Source organism: Ureibacillus thermosphaericus (assembly GCF_002370195.2).
In the GTDB taxonomy this organism is placed as follows: domain Bacteria; phylum Bacillota; class Bacilli; order Bacillales_A; family Planococcaceae; genus Ureibacillus; species Ureibacillus thermosphaericus.
This window is the reverse complement of the sequence record NZ_AP018335.1, coordinates 3,414,554-3,432,074: the sequence shown is the minus strand read 5'-3', so window position 1 is coordinate 3,432,074 and position 17,521 is coordinate 3,414,554. Positions and strand designations below refer to the sequence as shown.

The 17,521-nt window shown below is 35.7% G+C and carries 15 protein-coding genes and 1 pseudogene; 9 read left to right on the top strand and 7 right to left on the bottom strand.

The window, feature by feature from the left end:
* The first annotated feature begins 116 nt into the window (after positions 1 to 116).
* Together map and UtA1_RS16595 are read left to right on the top strand one after the other, a co-directional pair.
* Complete coding sequence (map, locus tag UtA1_RS16600) at positions 117 to 869, top strand: type I methionyl aminopeptidase (RefSeq protein WP_096552299.1); 753 nt, start codon at positions 117 to 119, stop codon at positions 867 to 869.
* 276 nt (positions 870 to 1,145) lie between these two features.
* Positions 1,146 to 2,285 (top strand): IS110 family RNA-guided transposase, encoded by a 1,140-nt coding sequence (locus tag UtA1_RS16595; RefSeq protein ID WP_096550217.1) that lies wholly within the window; start codon positions 1,146 to 1,148, stop codon positions 2,283 to 2,285.
* 160 nt (positions 2,286 to 2,445) lie between these two features.
* On the opposite strand, the gene UtA1_RS16590 is transcribed toward UtA1_RS16595, so the two are convergent.
* Positions 2,446 to 2,784 (bottom strand): hypothetical protein, encoded by a 339-nt coding sequence (locus UtA1_RS16590; protein WP_126434551.1) that lies wholly within the window; start codon positions 2,782 to 2,784, stop codon positions 2,446 to 2,448.
* A 790-nt stretch (positions 2,785 to 3,574) separates the two neighbouring features.
* Between UtA1_RS16590 and UtA1_RS16585 the strand changes: the two genes are divergently transcribed.
* A complete protein-coding gene (locus UtA1_RS16585; RefSeq protein WP_016837902.1) occupies positions 3,575 to 4,135 on the top strand; it encodes a GNAT family N-acetyltransferase in 561 nt (186 codons plus the stop codon).
* A gap of 755 nt (positions 4,136 to 4,890) precedes the next feature.
* Here UtA1_RS16585 and UtA1_RS16575 read toward each other — a convergent pair.
* From UtA1_RS16575 to UtA1_RS16570, 3 genes are all read right to left on the bottom strand, one after another.
* The gene (locus UtA1_RS16575; protein ID WP_016837901.1) at positions 4,891 to 5,466 is read right to left on the bottom strand and encodes a beta-class carbonic anhydrase; all 576 of its coding nucleotides are present in this window, start codon (positions 5,464 to 5,466) and stop codon (positions 4,891 to 4,893) included.
* A 162-nt stretch (positions 5,467 to 5,628) separates the two neighbouring features.
* Positions 5,629 to 5,769 carry a hypothetical protein gene (locus UtA1_RS17380; RefSeq protein ID WP_172597895.1) on the bottom strand — a complete coding sequence of 47 codons (141 nt, stop codon included), beginning with the start codon at positions 5,767 to 5,769 and terminating at the stop codon, positions 5,629 to 5,631.
* Between the two features lie 295 nt (positions 5,770 to 6,064).
* Positions 6,065 to 7,426 (bottom strand): IS4 family transposase, encoded by a 1,362-nt coding sequence (locus UtA1_RS16570; RefSeq protein ID WP_096550514.1) that lies wholly within the window; start codon positions 7,424 to 7,426, stop codon positions 6,065 to 6,067.
* 335 nt (positions 7,427 to 7,761) lie between these two features.
* Between UtA1_RS16570 and motA the strand changes: the two genes are divergently transcribed.
* On the top strand, positions 7,762 to 8,562 hold the full coding sequence (gene motA / locus UtA1_RS16565; RefSeq protein ID WP_096552293.1) for a flagellar motor stator protein MotA: 801 nt from the start codon (positions 7,762 to 7,764) through the stop codon (positions 8,560 to 8,562).
* On the top strand, positions 8,546 to 9,313 hold the full coding sequence (motB, locus tag UtA1_RS16560) for a flagellar motor protein MotB (protein WP_096552291.1): 768 nt from the start codon (positions 8,546 to 8,548) through the stop codon (positions 9,311 to 9,313). The genes motA and motB overlap by 17 nt, the downstream gene beginning before the upstream one ends.
* Before the next feature lie 170 nt (positions 9,314 to 9,483).
* On the opposite strand, the gene UtA1_RS16555 is transcribed toward motB, so the two are convergent.
* The gene (locus tag UtA1_RS16555; protein WP_016837897.1) at positions 9,484 to 9,705 is read right to left on the bottom strand and encodes a DUF1128 domain-containing protein; all 222 of its coding nucleotides are present in this window, start codon (positions 9,703 to 9,705) and stop codon (positions 9,484 to 9,486) included.
* A 161-nt stretch (positions 9,706 to 9,866) separates the two neighbouring features.
* Here UtA1_RS16555 and UtA1_RS16550 point away from each other — a divergent pair, with 161 nt between their 5' ends.
* Together UtA1_RS16550 and UtA1_RS16545 are read left to right on the top strand one after the other, a co-directional pair.
* Positions 9,867 to 10,193 carry a YtxH domain-containing protein gene (locus tag UtA1_RS16550; protein WP_016837896.1) on the top strand — a complete coding sequence of 109 codons (327 nt, stop codon included), beginning with the start codon at positions 9,867 to 9,869 and terminating at the stop codon, positions 10,191 to 10,193.
* A gap of 33 nt (positions 10,194 to 10,226) precedes the next feature.
* On the top strand, positions 10,227 to 11,159 hold the full coding sequence (locus tag UtA1_RS16545) for a YihY/virulence factor BrkB family protein (protein ID WP_096552289.1): 933 nt from the start codon (positions 10,227 to 10,229) through the stop codon (positions 11,157 to 11,159).
* Positions 11,160 to 11,281: 122 nt separating this feature from the next.
* Here the strand turns inward: UtA1_RS16545 and UtA1_RS16540 are convergent, their stop codons facing one another.
* The gene (locus tag UtA1_RS16540) at positions 11,282 to 13,186 is read right to left on the bottom strand and encodes a heavy metal translocating P-type ATPase (protein WP_096552287.1); all 1,905 of its coding nucleotides are present in this window, start codon (positions 13,184 to 13,186) and stop codon (positions 11,282 to 11,284) included.
* A 236-nt stretch (positions 13,187 to 13,422) separates the two neighbouring features.
* Here UtA1_RS16540 and UtA1_RS16535 point away from each other — a divergent pair.
* Together UtA1_RS16535 and UtA1_RS17375 are read left to right on the top strand one after the other, a co-directional pair.
* Positions 13,423 to 14,796 (top strand): annotated as a pseudogene (locus tag UtA1_RS16535) (L-cystine transporter).
* Positions 14,797 to 15,287: 491 nt separating this feature from the next.
* Positions 15,288 to 15,431 (top strand): hypothetical protein, encoded by a 144-nt coding sequence (locus tag UtA1_RS17375; RefSeq protein WP_172597779.1) that lies wholly within the window; start codon positions 15,288 to 15,290, stop codon positions 15,429 to 15,431.
* Between the two features lie 175 nt (positions 15,432 to 15,606).
* On the opposite strand, the gene UtA1_RS16525 is transcribed toward UtA1_RS17375, so the two are convergent.
* Entirely contained in the window at positions 15,607 to 17,157 is a 1,551-nt protein-coding gene (locus UtA1_RS16525) for a fumarate hydratase (protein ID WP_096552285.1), read from the bottom strand.
* Positions 17,158 to 17,521: the final 364 nt, after the last annotated feature.

Genomic DNA, 17,521 nt, shown 5'->3' with positions numbered 1-17,521 from the left:
AAAATCATATATCATATTGTGTAGTACATTCCTAAATTTAAATTTGGATTTCCGAAAAACTTTATAGAGTATGTTATATTATAAAAAGAAATTGTATAGAAGAAAGGAACTTTTACATGATTGTAAAAACACAAGAAGAATTTGAAGCGTTAAAAAAAATTGGGCGCATTTGCGCGGAAATTCGGGATGCGATGAAAGCGGCGACTAAACCAGGCATCACAACGAAAGAGTTGGATGAGATTGCCGGCCGCATGTTTGCTGAAGCAGGAGCAATTTCTGGCCCAAAAGGTGAATATGATTTCCCGGGATATACATGTATTAGCGTCAATCACGAAGTTGCACACGGTATTCCAGGCAATAAAGTCATTCGAGAAGGTGACTTAGTCAATATTGATGTTTCAGGATCATTAGATGGTTATTTTGCCGATACAGGCATTTCTTTTGTTGTAGGAGAAGGGTATGAAGACAAAGAAAAACTTTGCCGTGTTGCTAAGTCTGCCTTCGAACGAGCAATGACAAAAGTGAAAGCAGGCTCTAAATTAAATCAAATTGGGAAAGCCGTTGAACGAGAAGCAAAAGATCATGGATTAAAAGTCATTATGAATTTAACGGGGCATGGAGTAGGGCGTTCTTTGCATGAAGACCCACAACACATATTAAATTACTATGATGCATGGGATGGAACTATTTTGAAAGAAGGGATGGTTCTTGCGGTTGAGCCATTCATTTCTGAAAAGGCAGATCATATAATTGAAGCTGGGGATGGATGGACATTTATTACACCTGACAAATCACTCGTTGCACAAGTTGAACATACAATTGTTGTGACAAAAGATAAGCCAATAATTATCACGCAAATTAATGAATAATCATTCGCTTTTATTTCATAAAAAACAATCATGAATTTTCATTCACAACCCTGGCATGAAAATGGATATTTCTTTCCCATAATGTAGATAACACAAACAGTTAACAATACGTAGGCTTTTATGGTGGATGATACCCTGAATAAAAAACTGTTTGAGTGGATTTGGTGAACAACCCATTGTTAGCTCATTCATTTGGAATGATGACTACGTACAGAAAAATGCTTATATTTCAAATTCACTCGCTGTTTGTGAATCTACTTTATGGGAGGGATTATATTGGATGTACTGATGACACGTTGTGCAGGATTAGATGTACATGCTGAAACAATTGTTGCTTGTGTCATGATTGGCGAACAGGACGATGAATTATTCATTGAAACAGAAACTTTCCCCACTTTAACAAAGGATCTCTTTCGTTTACTAAAGTGGTTGGAAAACCATGGCATTACGCACATTGCGATGGAGAGTACTGGAGTTTATTGGAAACCTGTTTATAACATTTTGGAGGATTACTTTGATATTACATTAGCGAATGCTCAAAGAATCAAGAATGTCCCTGGAAGAAAAACAGATGTTTCGGATGCAGAGTGGATTGCGAAGTTATTGCGTTATGGACTGATTGAAAAAAGTTTTGTTCCACCAGAAGATATACGAAGCCTTCGTGATTTAACTCGGCTTCGTAAAAAATGGATTGGCCATTTGACTTCAGAAAAAAATAGGATTCTGAAAGTATTAGAATGCTCAAATGTTAAACTAAATTCAGTTATTTCAGATGTGTTTGGTGTTTCTGGAAGAAAACTTCTATCCAAATTAATTCAAAATGGATATGTTGATTCCATTGATGTAGAAAATAGTATTCACGGAAGAATGAAGCACAAAAAACAAATGATTACAGACTCTTTATTCGGTACTTTAAACGATCATCAAATCTTTCTAATCAAACAATCTTGGCAACACATCGTTTATTTAGAATCATTAATCAGCCAAATCGAGGAAAGAATAGATGAAATTCTGAAGAATTATAAAGAAGAAGTGGAGTTATTACTAACGATTCCGGGTATTAAAAAGGATTCCGCAGCAATTATTATTGCAGAGATTGGGGTGAACATGGAACAATTTCCTACCTCTCAACACTTAGCGTCTTGGGCCGGAGTTGCTCCAGGAAATCATGAAAGTGCAGGAAAACGAAAGTCAACTAAAACGACTAAAGGGAATCCTCATATCAAAACTGTACTGTGCGAAGTAGCATGGGCAATCTCTAGAAGTAGGAATCGTTGGTTAGCTGCTAAATATTGGTCGATTGCTGCAAGAAGAGGAAAGAAAAAAGCACTCGTTGCCATATCGCATCGAATGCTTCGAATCATTTACTCCATGCTAATTAATAAGGAGCCTTATAAAGAACCTTTAATTAATTAGTATAACCAAAGAAGAATAAGTTTAAACAAAGTTACCTTCCATTAGGTAGCTCTGCTTTCTTATTGTCTTTTTTAGGTTATTTATATATTACCCTCAATAGATTGAAGCTATTCATGGGCTAAGTGGAATTAAATTATTTTCACAGAAAAATCCTGAACGTTTAATGACGTACAGGATTTTTTTTCATAAATAATACTCCAACAATTAATACACCACTTAAAAATAGGGATGAAGTTGTAACTAACAGTTCATCAAATCCGTTTGAAATTGCAATTCCTATAAAAGACCAAACAAACACAAGTGGATATGCGGTGTCATAATGATGATAACGTAAATGCAATGCAACTAATGTGGCAAATGTTAATATAATTACCACCCATAAAGCATTACTCAAGCCGAACCCGTGCCATTCTTTATACAATAGTAAATAACAGGTATTGATAATAAAAATAAAAGTAATCCAGCCGAAATAAATAGCAATAGGAATTCTTTTTTTCAAATGTTCTCCTTGCATCGGATATGTAAGATATAGTGCGAATAAGGACAGTAGTTGGATTCCAACGCATATAAAGGAGTAGAATAATGCTTCCTTATTCCATAAGTATATCGAAAGTATTTGGAAGATCATCACGAGCAAAAAGAAAATTGTCTGAATAGGCGAAATAAAGGTTTCAGAGTTACGCTCCTTTGAATAATTAATTGCCCAAATAAATAAAAGAATAAAAAGAAAGAACCAAAATATATATACATAGGTAGAAGGCGATATTAGAAGTGGTAGGCGATTGATAATTGCTATAGTGGATTTTCCTTCGATTGGTAGCCAAAAAGAATATAAGGTATAGATGGTCGCTGCTATAAGGCTACAAAAAATGACGATCATTCGACCCATGTTTCGCACTCCTTTCCATAAAATTATAAACGTTTATTTCAACAACTTAAAGTGAGGAATTAAATTTTTCACTTTTATATATGACAAATATAGCAAGAGGAAAATATTCGAATAGTACTTTGGAAAACAATAGATTAAATGAATAGAGAGAACGAAATGCGGATGAAAACTAAACAAGCACAGCTTTTAACGTGCATATAATATTGTACAATCGAGTAGGTAAATAATGGAGTTTACGGTTCTGCAAGAACAAAAACAATCTAGTAAAGTTTGGGTTTCTTTAGCATGTTTATAACCTACTAACTAAATGCTAGTAGAATTATAAAATATGGAAGAAAGGCATTAGGTAAGTACAATGGTGAAGAAGCTATTACAAATATTTAAAAAGAAGGGTGATCATGTGATTCGAATCGAAAGCGACAGGTTGCATTTACGTACCTTTGTAGAAACAGATGCAAAAAAATTAGCGGAATTGTTACAGCGAAATAAATATTTTTGGGCAACTTATGAGCCATTACATGATGCGGAATATTATACAGAAGAGGCACAGTTTCGAAAAATTTTAGAAGGATTGCATCTTCAGCGTACAAATCGCGAATATTCCTTTGGGATATTTACAAAAGATGAGGAACAATTAATTGGCCATATTTCCTTATATGCGATTAAAAGGTTGCCATATAGCAGTGCATTTATTGGTTACTCCATCGACGAACGATTTACGGGACAAGGTATTGCAACAGAAGCAGTGAATGAAGTTGTGCAATTTGCTTTTAATGTAGTGAATTTACATAGAATCGAAGCATATGTATCACCCAAAAATATAGCTTCTGTGAAGGTTTTAGAAAAGGCAAATTTTAAACGAGAAGGTCTATTAAGGGAATTATTGTATATTAACGGATCTTGGGAAGATCATTATATGTATGCCCTTTTACAAAGCGATTATTTTCGTAATCAACGTTAACCGTTCGCTTCTTAACTAAAATCCTAAAATTAGCGATTTTAGTTAGGAGCGAATTTTTTATATTGCATGTGTGGGAAATCGTGTATCTTGTGTGAGGGAAGTCAAGCTCGAGCGGGAAATGTTCGAACATGTGCGGGAAATCGTCTGTCTTGTGCGGATGGAACCATGCTCGAGCGGGAAATGTTCGAGCATGTGCGGGAAATCGTGTGTCTTGTGCGGATGGAAAGATGCTCGTGCGGGAAATGTTCGAACATGTGCGGGAAATCGTGTGTCTTGTGTGGATGAAACGATGCTCGTGCGGGAAATGTTCGAGCATGTGTGGGAAATGGTTTAACTTGAGCGGATGGAACGATGCTCGTGCGGGAAATGTTCGAACATGTGCGGGAAATGGTTTAACTTGAGCGGATGAAACGATGCTCGTGCGGGAAATGTTCGAACATGTGCGGGAAATGGTTTAACTTGAGCGGATGAAACGATGCTCGTGCGGGAAATGTTCGAGCATGTGTGGGAAATGGTTTAACTTGAGCGGATGGAACCATGCTCGTGCGGGAAATGTTCGAACATGTGCGGGAAATCGTGTGTCTTGTGTGGATGGAACGATGCTCGAGCGGGAAATGTTCGAACATGTGTGGGAAATCCTTCAACTTGTGCAGAACTTTCTTAAAGTTGAAAAAGATAAACTTGCACAAAAAGTCCACCCGCTCGCCAGTTTAATTCCTGACCTATGCAGATGGACTCAATGTTCAATCGTTGTATCATTTGTTACCTAAATATTCATGTCCATTTGTTAATAAATCAAGTTTGCCTGTTTCAGGATTCATAACTAAGCCATGCACTGGCGTATTTTTTGGAAACAGTGGATGGTTGCGAATGATATCAACACTATTCAATACGTTTTTTTCAACATCTCCGAATCCACGTAACCATTCAATCAAATCGATTCCTGAATACTTAATAGATTTGATTATCTCCTTACTTATCCCTTTTTCAATCATATGATCAACCATCAAATAAGGATCAACAGTGCTCATGCCACAATCATAATGACCGATTACATACACTTCATCTGCTTGTAGTTCATAAACAGCCACTAAAATGCTTCTCATAATTCCCCCAAAGGGATGGGCTACCATTGCACCGGCACTTTTAATTATTTTTGCATCGCCATTTCGCAAATTCATCGCCTTTGGTAATAATTCGATTAAACGTGTATCCATACACGTTAATATAACAATTTTTTTATCTGGAAATTTTGATGTTTTATATGGTTCATATTGCTTTTTTTCAACGAATTCTTTGTTAAAACGCAAAATCTCATTTAATGATGCCATTTATTAATCCCCTTTCTGATGTTAAGGACGATTATAGCAATAAGAAATAGGTTGATACAAATGAATGAATTGAATATGAATAAATATAGCAAAAAGTGATAAAAAAAATCGACAAATACAGCTTAACCTGTTTTGTCGATTTTTCATTCAAGTGCTATGGCATTAAAATTTTTCAGATGGTTTTGCGTCAACTTTTACTGAAGAAGTGGAATCTAAACCTTTACGTAAATAGTGAATGAACATCATAACTGCAACTAAAAGAATGCCAATATATCCAGTTACAGTTGCTAAAAATAAGCCCATTGCTAGACTCCTTTCTAAAAAACAATAATGATTTAAATTAATTATACTATAACTATACGACAATTATAAAGGTTTTAGGAGAAAAATAGGATTAGTAATTCCAAGGAACGTTACGCAATTTTGCTATTTTTGTAGAAATTGTGACTTACGTAGTGGAACCGATTTACATGAAAAATCTGTGGTTACGCTATTTTGCTATTTTTGTAGAAATTGTGACAGACAATAATGGGAAGTATGCAAAATTTGATGTGAAAGTATCATTTTTTATTTCCTTACATAAATATTTATTAATTACTCAACTTTCGCACACAGATATTGTCAGACATCTCTTGATGTAATTGGGTAAAGACGCAATCCATTCTTGTACTTTACTTTTAAATAATTCCATGTTCAAACAAACATTAGCTTCTGCTAATGTTTGGAAGATCGCTAATAATTGATTCAATGCACTCTCTAGATTCATATCTTTTACATCTTCACATAATAGAAAAAAGAGATTTCCAATCGTTTTAGGATCGTTGTTTTGTCTACGCTCCCACTCTAAGAGTATAAAGCGAGTAAACACAATCGTTGTATGACTAATCAACAGATCATACGAACGACCTTGAAATTCTTTTGCTAGGTTAAGCAATGATTTGGTACACTTGAAAAATGTTTCGATGTCCCAGCGCATCCCGTAAATACGCACAATTTCTTCATCTGAAAGTGTGGTATCTGTACTCAAAATGGCTAACCATTCACTCTTTTTATTGCGGTTACGCACGAATACAATCTTGACTTGTCGTCCTTTTGCAAGATGAACATGGATCGAACCGAGTAGGTCTTTCTTTTCCATGGTACGCTTTGCTTTTTTAAAGAGTTCATCCAGAGTATGGGCTTCACCATCTATGAAATAACGTTGTTTTAGCTGCTTGACCATACCAATGACAAATAAACCTTTATCCGTGATTTTTTCAATCAAAGGCTCATGCGTAAACCAAGTATCCATTAACACATAATCAGCTGTAATTCCTGCATTTAAGGCATGATCCAATAAAGCAGAGACAACGCTTGGCTTATCTTGTTGTGCTTCAAGACGACGCTTGTAGCCGGAAGTGCGTTTATCAATGGATTCATCGACCCCGTTAAGTTGATTTTCCTTTTTCGCTGAACTCAATAAAGCAAAGTCTACAGGTAGAAAAGAATATCCATCAGACCAACCAAGAGTAAGCAACTGAAACCCCTTATAGAATCGTTTCTCTGTATGATCAAATACTCGTGAAAGAAGTTCAACAGACTTGCTTCGGTTGCGTGAAAAGAGTGAATCATCAACAATAAACACCTTCACTCTGTTGTTTGATGTAAGCTTTTTTATACGTCCAGTAAGATCTTGACATAAGGAAAGTAAAAAAGTTCGCCAAGCATAAGTAGATGAATTTAGAAAACGGTAGATCGTATCTTTTTTAGGTAAGTCCACGGCTTTCTTACTTTGAAGTGCTTGAAACCAATTTTTATATTGGAAAACAAGCAAAAAAATAAGACGGAAAATAGATAAGCATGAATAACCAAATCCCTTAGTAATTCTCGCTTTTCTCAAATGTTTGCCTATATTTAATTCAGAAAATCTTCGTTCAAGTTCTTTTGGTAGTTGTGCAAAAGTATCTTTTTTCGTTATCATAATGGTGACACCTTCTTTGGTATTTGGTTTGTTCACCATAATTTTACCAAAAGATAGGTGTCTTTTTCTTTTAAAAAAATAAAATCAATAAAAAACAAGAGAAATAATGAAAGACGATATAAAACAGTCATATCAAGAGTTGCAATAAGATATTACTCTGCGAAAGTTGAGTTAATTATAAAAAATAATATTTGAATGAAAATAGAAAATTATTATATGAACCATTTATTTTCTATAAAAATTACTCATTATTATAGTTATCTAGTAAAAAGATACTTAAAAAAATATTGGAAAATGTCGAAATATAAAGTAGTGGAAGATTTGGAGGTACAGTTATGGATTTAGCTACAGTTATAGGTATTTTTCTCGGCATTATTGCGGTATTTGTCGGGATGATAGTAAAAGGGGCGTCCTTGAGTATTTTAATCAACCCAGCGGCATTTTTAATCATTATCGTTGGTACAATATCATCTGTTGTGATTGGATTCCCAGGAAAAGAACTAAAAAGAATCCCTAAATTATTAAAAGTAATTTTTACTGAACAAAAAACAGTAAGCGATGTAGAAATCATTCAAATGTTTTCAAAGTGGGCAGACCTAGCTCGCCGTGAAGGTCTCCTTGCATTGGAAAGTGAAGCCCAAGAAATTAAAGATCCATTTTTACGAAATGGTTTAATTCTTGCAATCGATGGTCAAAGTGCAGATTACATACGGGATGTATTAAATGAAGAAGTTGAAGCGATGGTAGAGCGCCATGAAAGTGGTGCCCAAATTTTTTCGCAAGCAGGTACATATGCTCCAACACTCGGAGTACTTGGGGCGGTTGTCGGTCTAATTGCCGCTTTAGGAGATATGGAAAATATCGATAAATTAGGTTATGCAGTTTCTTCGGCTTTCGTTGCAACATTATTGGGGATTTTCACTGGTTATGTATTATGGCATCCATTTGCTAATAAATTAAGACGTAAATCCGCTTTTGAGGCTAGACAAAAACGATTAATGATTGAAGGTGTTTTATCTGTATTAGAAGGTGAGGCTCCGCGTATTATTGAACAGAAATTAGCTTCGTATTTGACAAATGAAGAGCGTAAACTATTCTACGAAAGCGGGGCTGGCGGTCTTGGCAAAGAGAACTAAAAAGCGTGGAAAAGAAACAGAAATCAATGAATCATGGCTTTTACCGTATTCGGACTTAATGACGTTGCTATTAGCGTTATTCATTGTATTATTTGCTTCCAGTAGTATTGACCAAGTAAAGTTCCAAAAAATGTCGCAAGTGTTCAATGAAATTTTTAATGGCGGCGTTGGGTTTATGGAAAATACCTCAGTCATTGATAATCCAACGGCTAGAACAGATGGAATGACAGTAGAGCAAAAAGCTTATTTAAGAGACCAAGCTCAACTTAAACAAATTCAAAGTGAAATTGAAAATTTTATCGCTGTCAATGAATTGGAAGATACATTTTCAGCAAAAATGACAGATGAGGGATTGCTGCTTACAATTCGTGATAGTATTTTATTCGATTCAGGGAAAGCAGATATAAAACTTGAAAACATCCCAATTGCTCAGGAGTTATCGGCTATTTTAGAATTTGACCCACCACGTTATATTGTTATTACTGGACATACGGATAATGTGCCTCAAAATACTCCGGAATTTCGATCAAATTGGGAATTATCTGTGATGCGGGCAGTGAATTTCTTAAAATTAATTATCGATTCAAATCCGAATTTAGATCCTAAATATTTCAGTGCAAAAGGGTATGGAGAATACAATCCAATTGCAACGAACGAAACAGCAGAAGGTAGAGCGAAAAATCGTCGGGTTGAAGTGTTAATTCAACAACTCGTGAAAAAAGATGAAACTACAACTTCAGAAACGAATTAAAACAATATGATGTAAAGGAGCGTTTCATAGTGGAACGCTCCTTTTTAAATCGTTTTATTTAAAGTGTATGATTTACTTTAAAAGAACATAATGAATGCTTTTACAAGATATTTGAATAATGATTAATTAAATAGGAAAAAGTATGCGGTAGTTAATAAAATGAAAATGGTTTATTTTCGAAGCGAACCTAATTCAGAGACGATTGCCTCTATTTCGCTAGGGCTAAAGGAATCACGCTTCATGACCATTTCGTATAAGTCATACAAATCTTCGTAATTAGCTTCTGTAAAATCTTCTGAACGCAATGCGCTCGAATTGACCATTTTCAATTTTTCTTTAATTTTTTCTACAATATACGCCACATTATCTTTAGAAGGCGTTGATAAATTCATCTCTTTTTAGCCACCTTTCAATTAAGCTTTGTATCATCATTTCATTTCATATTATTGTTGTCAAGTTGTATCCATGTATTCGCCCTTACTTTTAAAAGATTAAAAGTTCTTATAGAATATTATTAGTAAAACTTTACATGAATCGACAGGAGGAGAAGGTAATGAGCCAAAGCAAATTATGCAAAGGTGTTGTGATTGGTGCAATAGTAGGTGCCGCAGTGAGCATGTTTGATCGTAAAACAAGAGAACATACCGTTGAAACAATGAAAAATATAAAGGATTCTGTTATTTACTATGCTAAAAATCGTGATGAATTCCAACAACTCGTTTATGAAAAGATAGAAAAAATGCAAAAATTATATGAAGATACGACGGAAAATGTAAATTTTATTATGGAAAAAATCGATGAAATGAAAGAAATTCCAAGTACCGTTCAAGCGATTGTCGAAGATACAAAAGCAGCTTTTTCATCGAAAGAAGAAAAATAATGTGATGTGGGATGAAGGGAAGTGAGCTAGCGCTTGAATGATTCAAAAGTTTCGCAAACAAAATGGGTTTTAATGTTTCAATCAATTTTTAATCCAGATGAATCAAAAATTGATATTACGACTTTTAAAGGATTTGTCCAGGAAATCATTATCAGAATGAAGAAAGTGGACATTTCCGGAATGGGGGCGCAACTAGCTTACTTCTTCTTACTATCATTTTTCCCGTTGTTATTAGTCGTCGTTTCCACATTACCTTTTTTGGATATTAATCAAGAACATGTTTTTCGTTTTATTCAAACCATTGTACCAGCTGAAGTTTTCATGTTGACCCAAGGAACGATTGTAGAAGTATTGACAACGTATAATGGGGGCGGTGTTTTATCAATCGGGATATTAGGTACATTGTGGTCTGCTTCAAGAGGAATGAATGCGATAATTAAAACGTTAAATGAAGCTTATGAAACAGAGCCAAAGATGGGAATTATAAACCGAGCTTGGTCATTAGTCTTTACAGTATTATTAATTTTAATATTGCTGCTTGCTTTAATAGTGCCGATTTTTGGTCAACGATATGTATACTTGCTATTCGATTTTTTAGGAGTCGAGACATCATTTGTTGACTTTTGGAATTATGTACAATGGATTTTACCACCACTACTCATTTTTATTGTGTTACTTTTATTGTACTGGGTTATACCTTATACAGAATCACGAGTTCATATTGTGGCTGTATTACCTGGAACAGTATTTTCAACTATTTCATGGGTAGTGTTAATTTACGGGTTTTCTTTTTATGTGAATCATTTTGGTAATTTTACTTTTACTTATGGAAGTATTGCCAGTGTCATTATTTTTATGCTTTGGTTGTATTTTACGGGAATGATTTTAATATTCGGTGGAATATTAAATGCAGCAATGCGTAAAAGACATTTTGCGAAAATAAGAAAGGCAACATCTCCTAATTAAAAAATTTCCCAAAGCAGACACTCCACTCATAGCAATTTTGTACTTCATACAATTATACAGAAAAGCGGTTTAAGTTATCCGCTTTTCTGTTTACATATAAACCAATGCATCAACTAAATATTCTATGATTGTGTTTTAAGCATTCTTAATCCATTTAATATCACTAAAATAGTGCTACCTTCGTGCCCAACTACCCCAAGTGGGAGATCGACGATTTGAAGAAAATTAGAAATGATGAGTAAAGCAATGACTGCTGTTGAAAAAATAACATTTTGTTTCACAATTTTTTGCATTTTTCTTCCTAGTTTAATAGCGTAGGCAATTTTCGATAAATCGTTTTTCATTAATACGACGTCTGCCGTTTCCAATGCTACATCAGTACCTCCGCCCATAGCAATTCCTACAGTTGATTTTGCAAGGGCAGGTGCATCATTGATACCATCGCCTACCATTCCAACGTATTGATGTTGTTTTAAAGCTTTATTAATAAATTCTGTTTTTGTAACAGGAGAACATTCAGCAATATATTCCGTTACCCCTGCTTCTTTCGCAATCGTTTTGGCTGTTTTTTCATTATCTCCTGTAATCATGGTAATATTGATTCCAAGTTCTTTCAATGTTTGAACAGCTTCTTTCGCTTCATCACGAATTATGTCTTTTAAAGCAATCAATGCGGCAATACCTTGCTCATCTTTCATAAAGACAACGGTTTTTCCCTCTTCTGCCAGTTGAGCTGCAACACCATTCGCAAATGTCTTTGCTTCATTGCTTCCTACAAAATCTCCCTTACCAATCGTGTAAGATTGACCGCGAATATTCCCTTTTAACCCAAATCCAGGAACATCAGCAATATCAATGCCGGAGATAATTTCCACTTGTTGTTCTTTCGCATACTGAACAATGGATTGAGCAAGAGGGTGATTGGATTGAGCTTCAATAGATGCAATAATTTGAAGCGTTTCATTAGTATCCAAATCTTCTCGGACAATCACATCGGTTACTGACGGCTTTCCTTCCGTTAGTGTTCCAGTCTTATCAACTGCAAGTAATTTAATGACGCTCAAATTTTCTAAATGGACGCCACCTTTTAGTAAAATGCCGTGTCGTGCACCATTTGAGATTGCTGCGAGTGTAGCGGGCATAATGGATGCAACAAGGGCACAAGGTGAAGCGACAACTAGCAACACAATTGCTCTATAGAAAGTTGTATTCCAGTCCCAACCAAATAGGTAGTGAGGAAGAACCATCATAATTAAAACGGCAATTAAAACACACTTTACATAGAGATTTTCAAATCTTTCTATAAATAGTTGGGAAGGGGATTTTTCACTTTGAGCTGATTGCACGAGCGTAATAATTTTTTGGAAAAGCGTTTCAGAATTTGGTTTTGTCATGTTAATTGTAATGGTGCCATTTAAATTGATGGTACCTGCGAAAACTTCATCACCTACATTTTTGGAAACGGGAATAGATTCACCTGTTATGGCTGATTCATCAACAGATGAAGAGCCTTTTATGATTTCACCATCTGCAGGAATTCTTTCTCCCGGTTTAATTAACAGATGGTCGCCTACTTTTAAAGTAGATACGGGTACTTTCATCGGCTCAAAATTTCCTCGTACGAGCCATGCTTCTTCTGGTTGCAAATTCATTAAGGATGAGATTTCACGATGACTACGATTCATTGCATAAGTTTCAAGGGCGCCGCTTAAGGAAAAAATGAAGATCAATATGGCACCCTCTGTCCAGTAGCCGATTGTCATTGAACCGATGGCTGCCAAAATCATCAATAACTCCACATTTAATGTTCTATTTTCTATAGTGTCAAGGATTCCTTCCTTTGCTTTCGCATAACCACCAATAATAAAAGCGATTATATATGAAAATACCGAAGCTGTTGATAAGCCTTCTTTTTCTAATTTCCACGCCATTAATATAATGACTCCGCTTATAATAGCTGCGATTAGTTCCTGATGTTGTTTTATATTCTCAATTAGTGAGAAATTTTCTCGATTACTGTTATCCATAAAATCCTCCTTGTGATAATGAATTTCAGTTTCAAACCTCCATTTTTATAGTAATTGATAATCAATATCAATTATTTGAAATAAGTTTTATTTTAAAATTATTCTAATCTAAAACAGTTCTTTTGTAAACAATTAAACACTAAAAATTATAGAAAATTTAAATTATATTAATCTTACTTGACTTATCGGAATAAAGATGTATTATAAAGTTTGTTCATATAAAAGGAGGCTAAGTGATGGGAATTATAGTAAATATTGCTATTTTAATAGGCTTGTTGGTCTTTTTATATTTTTTAAAGAAAAAAAATGTAAAATTTTCAAACAGAGTGTTTATAGCGTTAGCTATTGGGGTAGTATTTGGAGCTGTTCTGCAATGGATTTATGGATTTGGTTCAGAAACGATAACGAAAACGATGCCATGGTTTAATATCATCGGAAATGGTTATGTAAAATTATTGCAAATGGTTGCAATGCCTTTAGTATTTATTTCAATTTTGGCGGCATTTACGAAAGTGACAATAGGAAAAAATTTAGGGAAAATTGCAAGCATCATTTTGGCTGTGCTAATTGGTACAACTGCCATTGCTGCATCCTTAGGTATTTTATCAACAGCCATTTTTGATTTGGATGCTTCACAAATCATGCAAGGGGACTCTGAAGTTGCACGTGGAGAGGAAATTGTGCAAAAAGCTGAAAATGTAAAAACATAGCCAGAGCATATTTTGGAAATGTTCCCTGCCAACCCATTTCTTGATATGACAGGTGCCCGTTCCACTTCAACGATTGCGGTTGTAATTTTTGCAGCCTTATTAGGGTTTGCTTATTTACAACTTCAACGAAAAGATGAGGAAACAGCAAACACAGTGAAAAAAGGCGTCGATGCCATTTATGGTCTTATAATGGGAGTTGTACGCATCGTTCTGCAATTAACACCATATGGGGTATTGGCGATTATGGCACGTACGGTTGCTACAAGCAACTTCGGTGCAATTGCCGATTTAGGCAAATTTGTCATTGCTTCTTATGCAGCGTTGATTGCAATGTTTATTGTACATTTAATAATTGTTTCGTTGACAGGTTTAAATCCAGTATTATACGTGAAAAAAGTTGCTGAAACTTTATTATTTGCATTTTCATCACGTTCAAGTGCAGCTACATTACCGTTAAATCTTCAAACGCAAACAAAACGTTTAGGCGTTCCAGAAGGAATTGCCAACTTTGCAGGTTCTTTTGGCTTATCCATTGGTCAAAATGGTTGTGCTGGTGTATATCCGGCAATGTTGGCTGTTATGATTGCGCCGACTGTTGGAATTGATCCGTTTACACCAGGGTTTATTGCAATGCTTATTTTAATCGTTGCGATCAGTTCATTTGGTGTAGCCGGTGTTGGCGGTGGTGCAACATTTGCAGCAATCATTGTATTATCTGCTATGGATTTGCCGTTAGCGCTTGCGGGTATTTTGATTTCAGTGGAACCGTTGATTGATATGGGACGTACTGCGCTGAATGTAAGTGGTTCTATGGTGTCCGGTATTGTATCAAGCCGTATCACAAAAGAACTAGATACAGAAATTTATAATGACACTTCAGAAAAGACATCTTTGGTTTAACCATTAAATAATACTCCAATTCGCCAAAGGAAAATGGGCATTCATCACAAGTGAATGCCCATTTTTATGGTGCGCCCGGCATGTACATGAACTATAGGGTGTAAGTCCCGAACCCCGAAGACAGAAGTAGAGGTTAGCCAAGAGCAAGGGTGTCCGTGGTGACGCGGAATCTGAAGGAAGCGAACGGCAAACTTCCGGTCTGAGGAACACGAACTTCATATAAGGCTAGGTATCATTGGATGAGTTTGCTAAACAAAACAAAGTCCTTTCTGCCAAAGGTGGTACAGAGTAAATGAAGCAGATAGATGGAAGGAAAGATTACATTCTTACCCGGGGAGGTCTGGCGGATATGTGAAGTACGCTTCATAACCTACTTAGTGATAAGTAGCTGAACCGTCAGAAGTCAGCAGAGGTCATAGTATTAGTTGGTTTAGAACTACTAAGAAGGACCGAACAATTAAGAGAGAATAGCCCTTGGCATTCAGTGAGTCATGATGAACACAGAAAACGTAGTACCTCACTTGAGGAAGGAAGCGGTGAATCCCGTGGGAGACCTCTTGGAGGGTGGAGTGACCACTGGCATAAAGAGAACAGCTATTCACGGAAGTTATAAAGACTTGCGTCAATCATCTTAATTGAACCGCCGTATACGGAACCGTACGTACGGTGGTGTGAGAGGACGGGAGTTAATCGCTCCCTCCTACTCGATTGTTTTTATAATAGTTGCAAAAAGTTCATAAAAAAGCTGCTCAAAAAATCAAATGTTCATCTGATTTTTTGAACAGCAAAACCTATATCATTCTGATTTAATTAGAATACTCTTTCTGCGAATTGAGCTAATTTTTCTAATGAAGATTTTTCGATATCTGCGTGTAAAGAGTTTCCGTGAGAGTCCATTGTAACAACTGCAGTGAAGTCTTCAACTGTTAAGTGCCACATTGCTTCAGGAATACCGAATTCAAGAAAGTCCACACCGTCTACGCTCTTAATGCAGTCAGCATAGTATTGTGCTGCACCACCAATTGCATTTAAGTACACGCCACCGTGTTCTTGTAATGCTTTTAATGTTTTTGCACCCATACCGCCTTTTCCAATTACTGCGCGGATTCCGAATTTTTTCATGATATCGCCTTGATAAGGTTCCTCACGGATGGAAGTTGTAGGACCAGCCGCTTTTACAGTCCAATTTCCATTTTCGTCTTTTGCCATAACAGGACCGCAGTGGTAAATAATTTGACCATTTAAATCTACTGGTGCATCGTGTGTCATTAAGTGGTGGTGAATTGCATCGCGACCTGTGTACATGCGACCGCTAATTTTTACAACGTCACCCACTTTTAGTTCACGAATTTGCTCTTCAGTGATTGGTGCTTTTAATTCAACTACGCGGCTTTCAGATTTTGTTTCAGCTTTTTCTTCTTCGTTTCGGAATGTAATTTTTTCACCATCTTGATAGTGCCATTTTTTGATTTCGCCAGTGTTAGCATCAATATCAACCGCCATGCGACGGAATGCCCAACAGTTATAAGCAATTGATACGAAGAAAGAAGCTGGAATACGGTGCATTACGCCAATTTTACAACCTAATAATGTTGCTTCACCGCCGAAGCCCATTGTTCCTACACCAAGTGTATTTGCTTTTTCAACGATGTACTCTTCTAATTTAGCAAGTTCAGGAATAGGATTTGTATCTTCTAAGTGGCGGAATAATTGTTCTTTTGCAAGATCGTAGCTGCTAGAGCGGTCTCCACCGATACCTACTCCGATAAAACCAGCAGAACAACCTTGTCCTTGAGCTTTCCATACAGCATGAAGAATACATTTACGAATTCCATCAAGATCACGTCCAGCGCGACCAAGACCTTCTAATTCGCAAGGTAAGCTGTATTGAGCATTTTTGTTCTCACAACCGCCACCTTTTAGAATTAATTTTACTTCAATGTAATCGTTTTCCCATTGCTCAAATTTAATAACCGGAACGCCTTCACCTAAGTTATTTCCACTATTTTTACCAGTAAGTGAGTCAACGGCATTCGGACGTAATTTTGCGTCTTCTGTTGCTTTTTCAATTGCATTGCGGATAGCTGCTTTAATTTCTAATTGGTTTACGCCTACAGGAGTTTTTACTTTAAATGTAGGAAGTCCTGTATCTTGACAAATAGGTGATACATTATCTTCTGCCATGACAATATTGTTTGTAATAGTTGATAAACTCATTGCAGCACGAGTACCAGCGTTTTCTGCTTCTTTTGCTTTTTTGATTGCACGGCGAACATCTTTTGGTAAGTTAGTTGATGTTTCACTAATTAAATCGTAAAGGCTCTTTTCTAAAGTTTGTAAATAAGAAGTTGCCACTGACATTAAAATACCCCCCAGAATATTTTGAATTAAACTCCATATTCAATTATACCTTTTAATTTTTTTAAAAAAAAGAGTGATAGAAATTTAATACGGATATTCATAAGAATTAGCTTTTTTCTTATGACAATCTATTGGAAATACTAAGAGTGAACAAAATATTGTGGAATTCTCATTAAGGTAGAAATAGTGTGCAACAGATAATGGGAAATCACTAATTTAAGCAGTCATATAGGCGAAAGCGTCAATTGTAGGATTAATCCGCTATTCGGAAAAATAGGGTTTCTCTGAAGTAGAATATCCGACAAATACTTTAAAAATTATTTTTGAATGAAGGCAATAGATTTTCGGAAAAGTTGAGAACCTA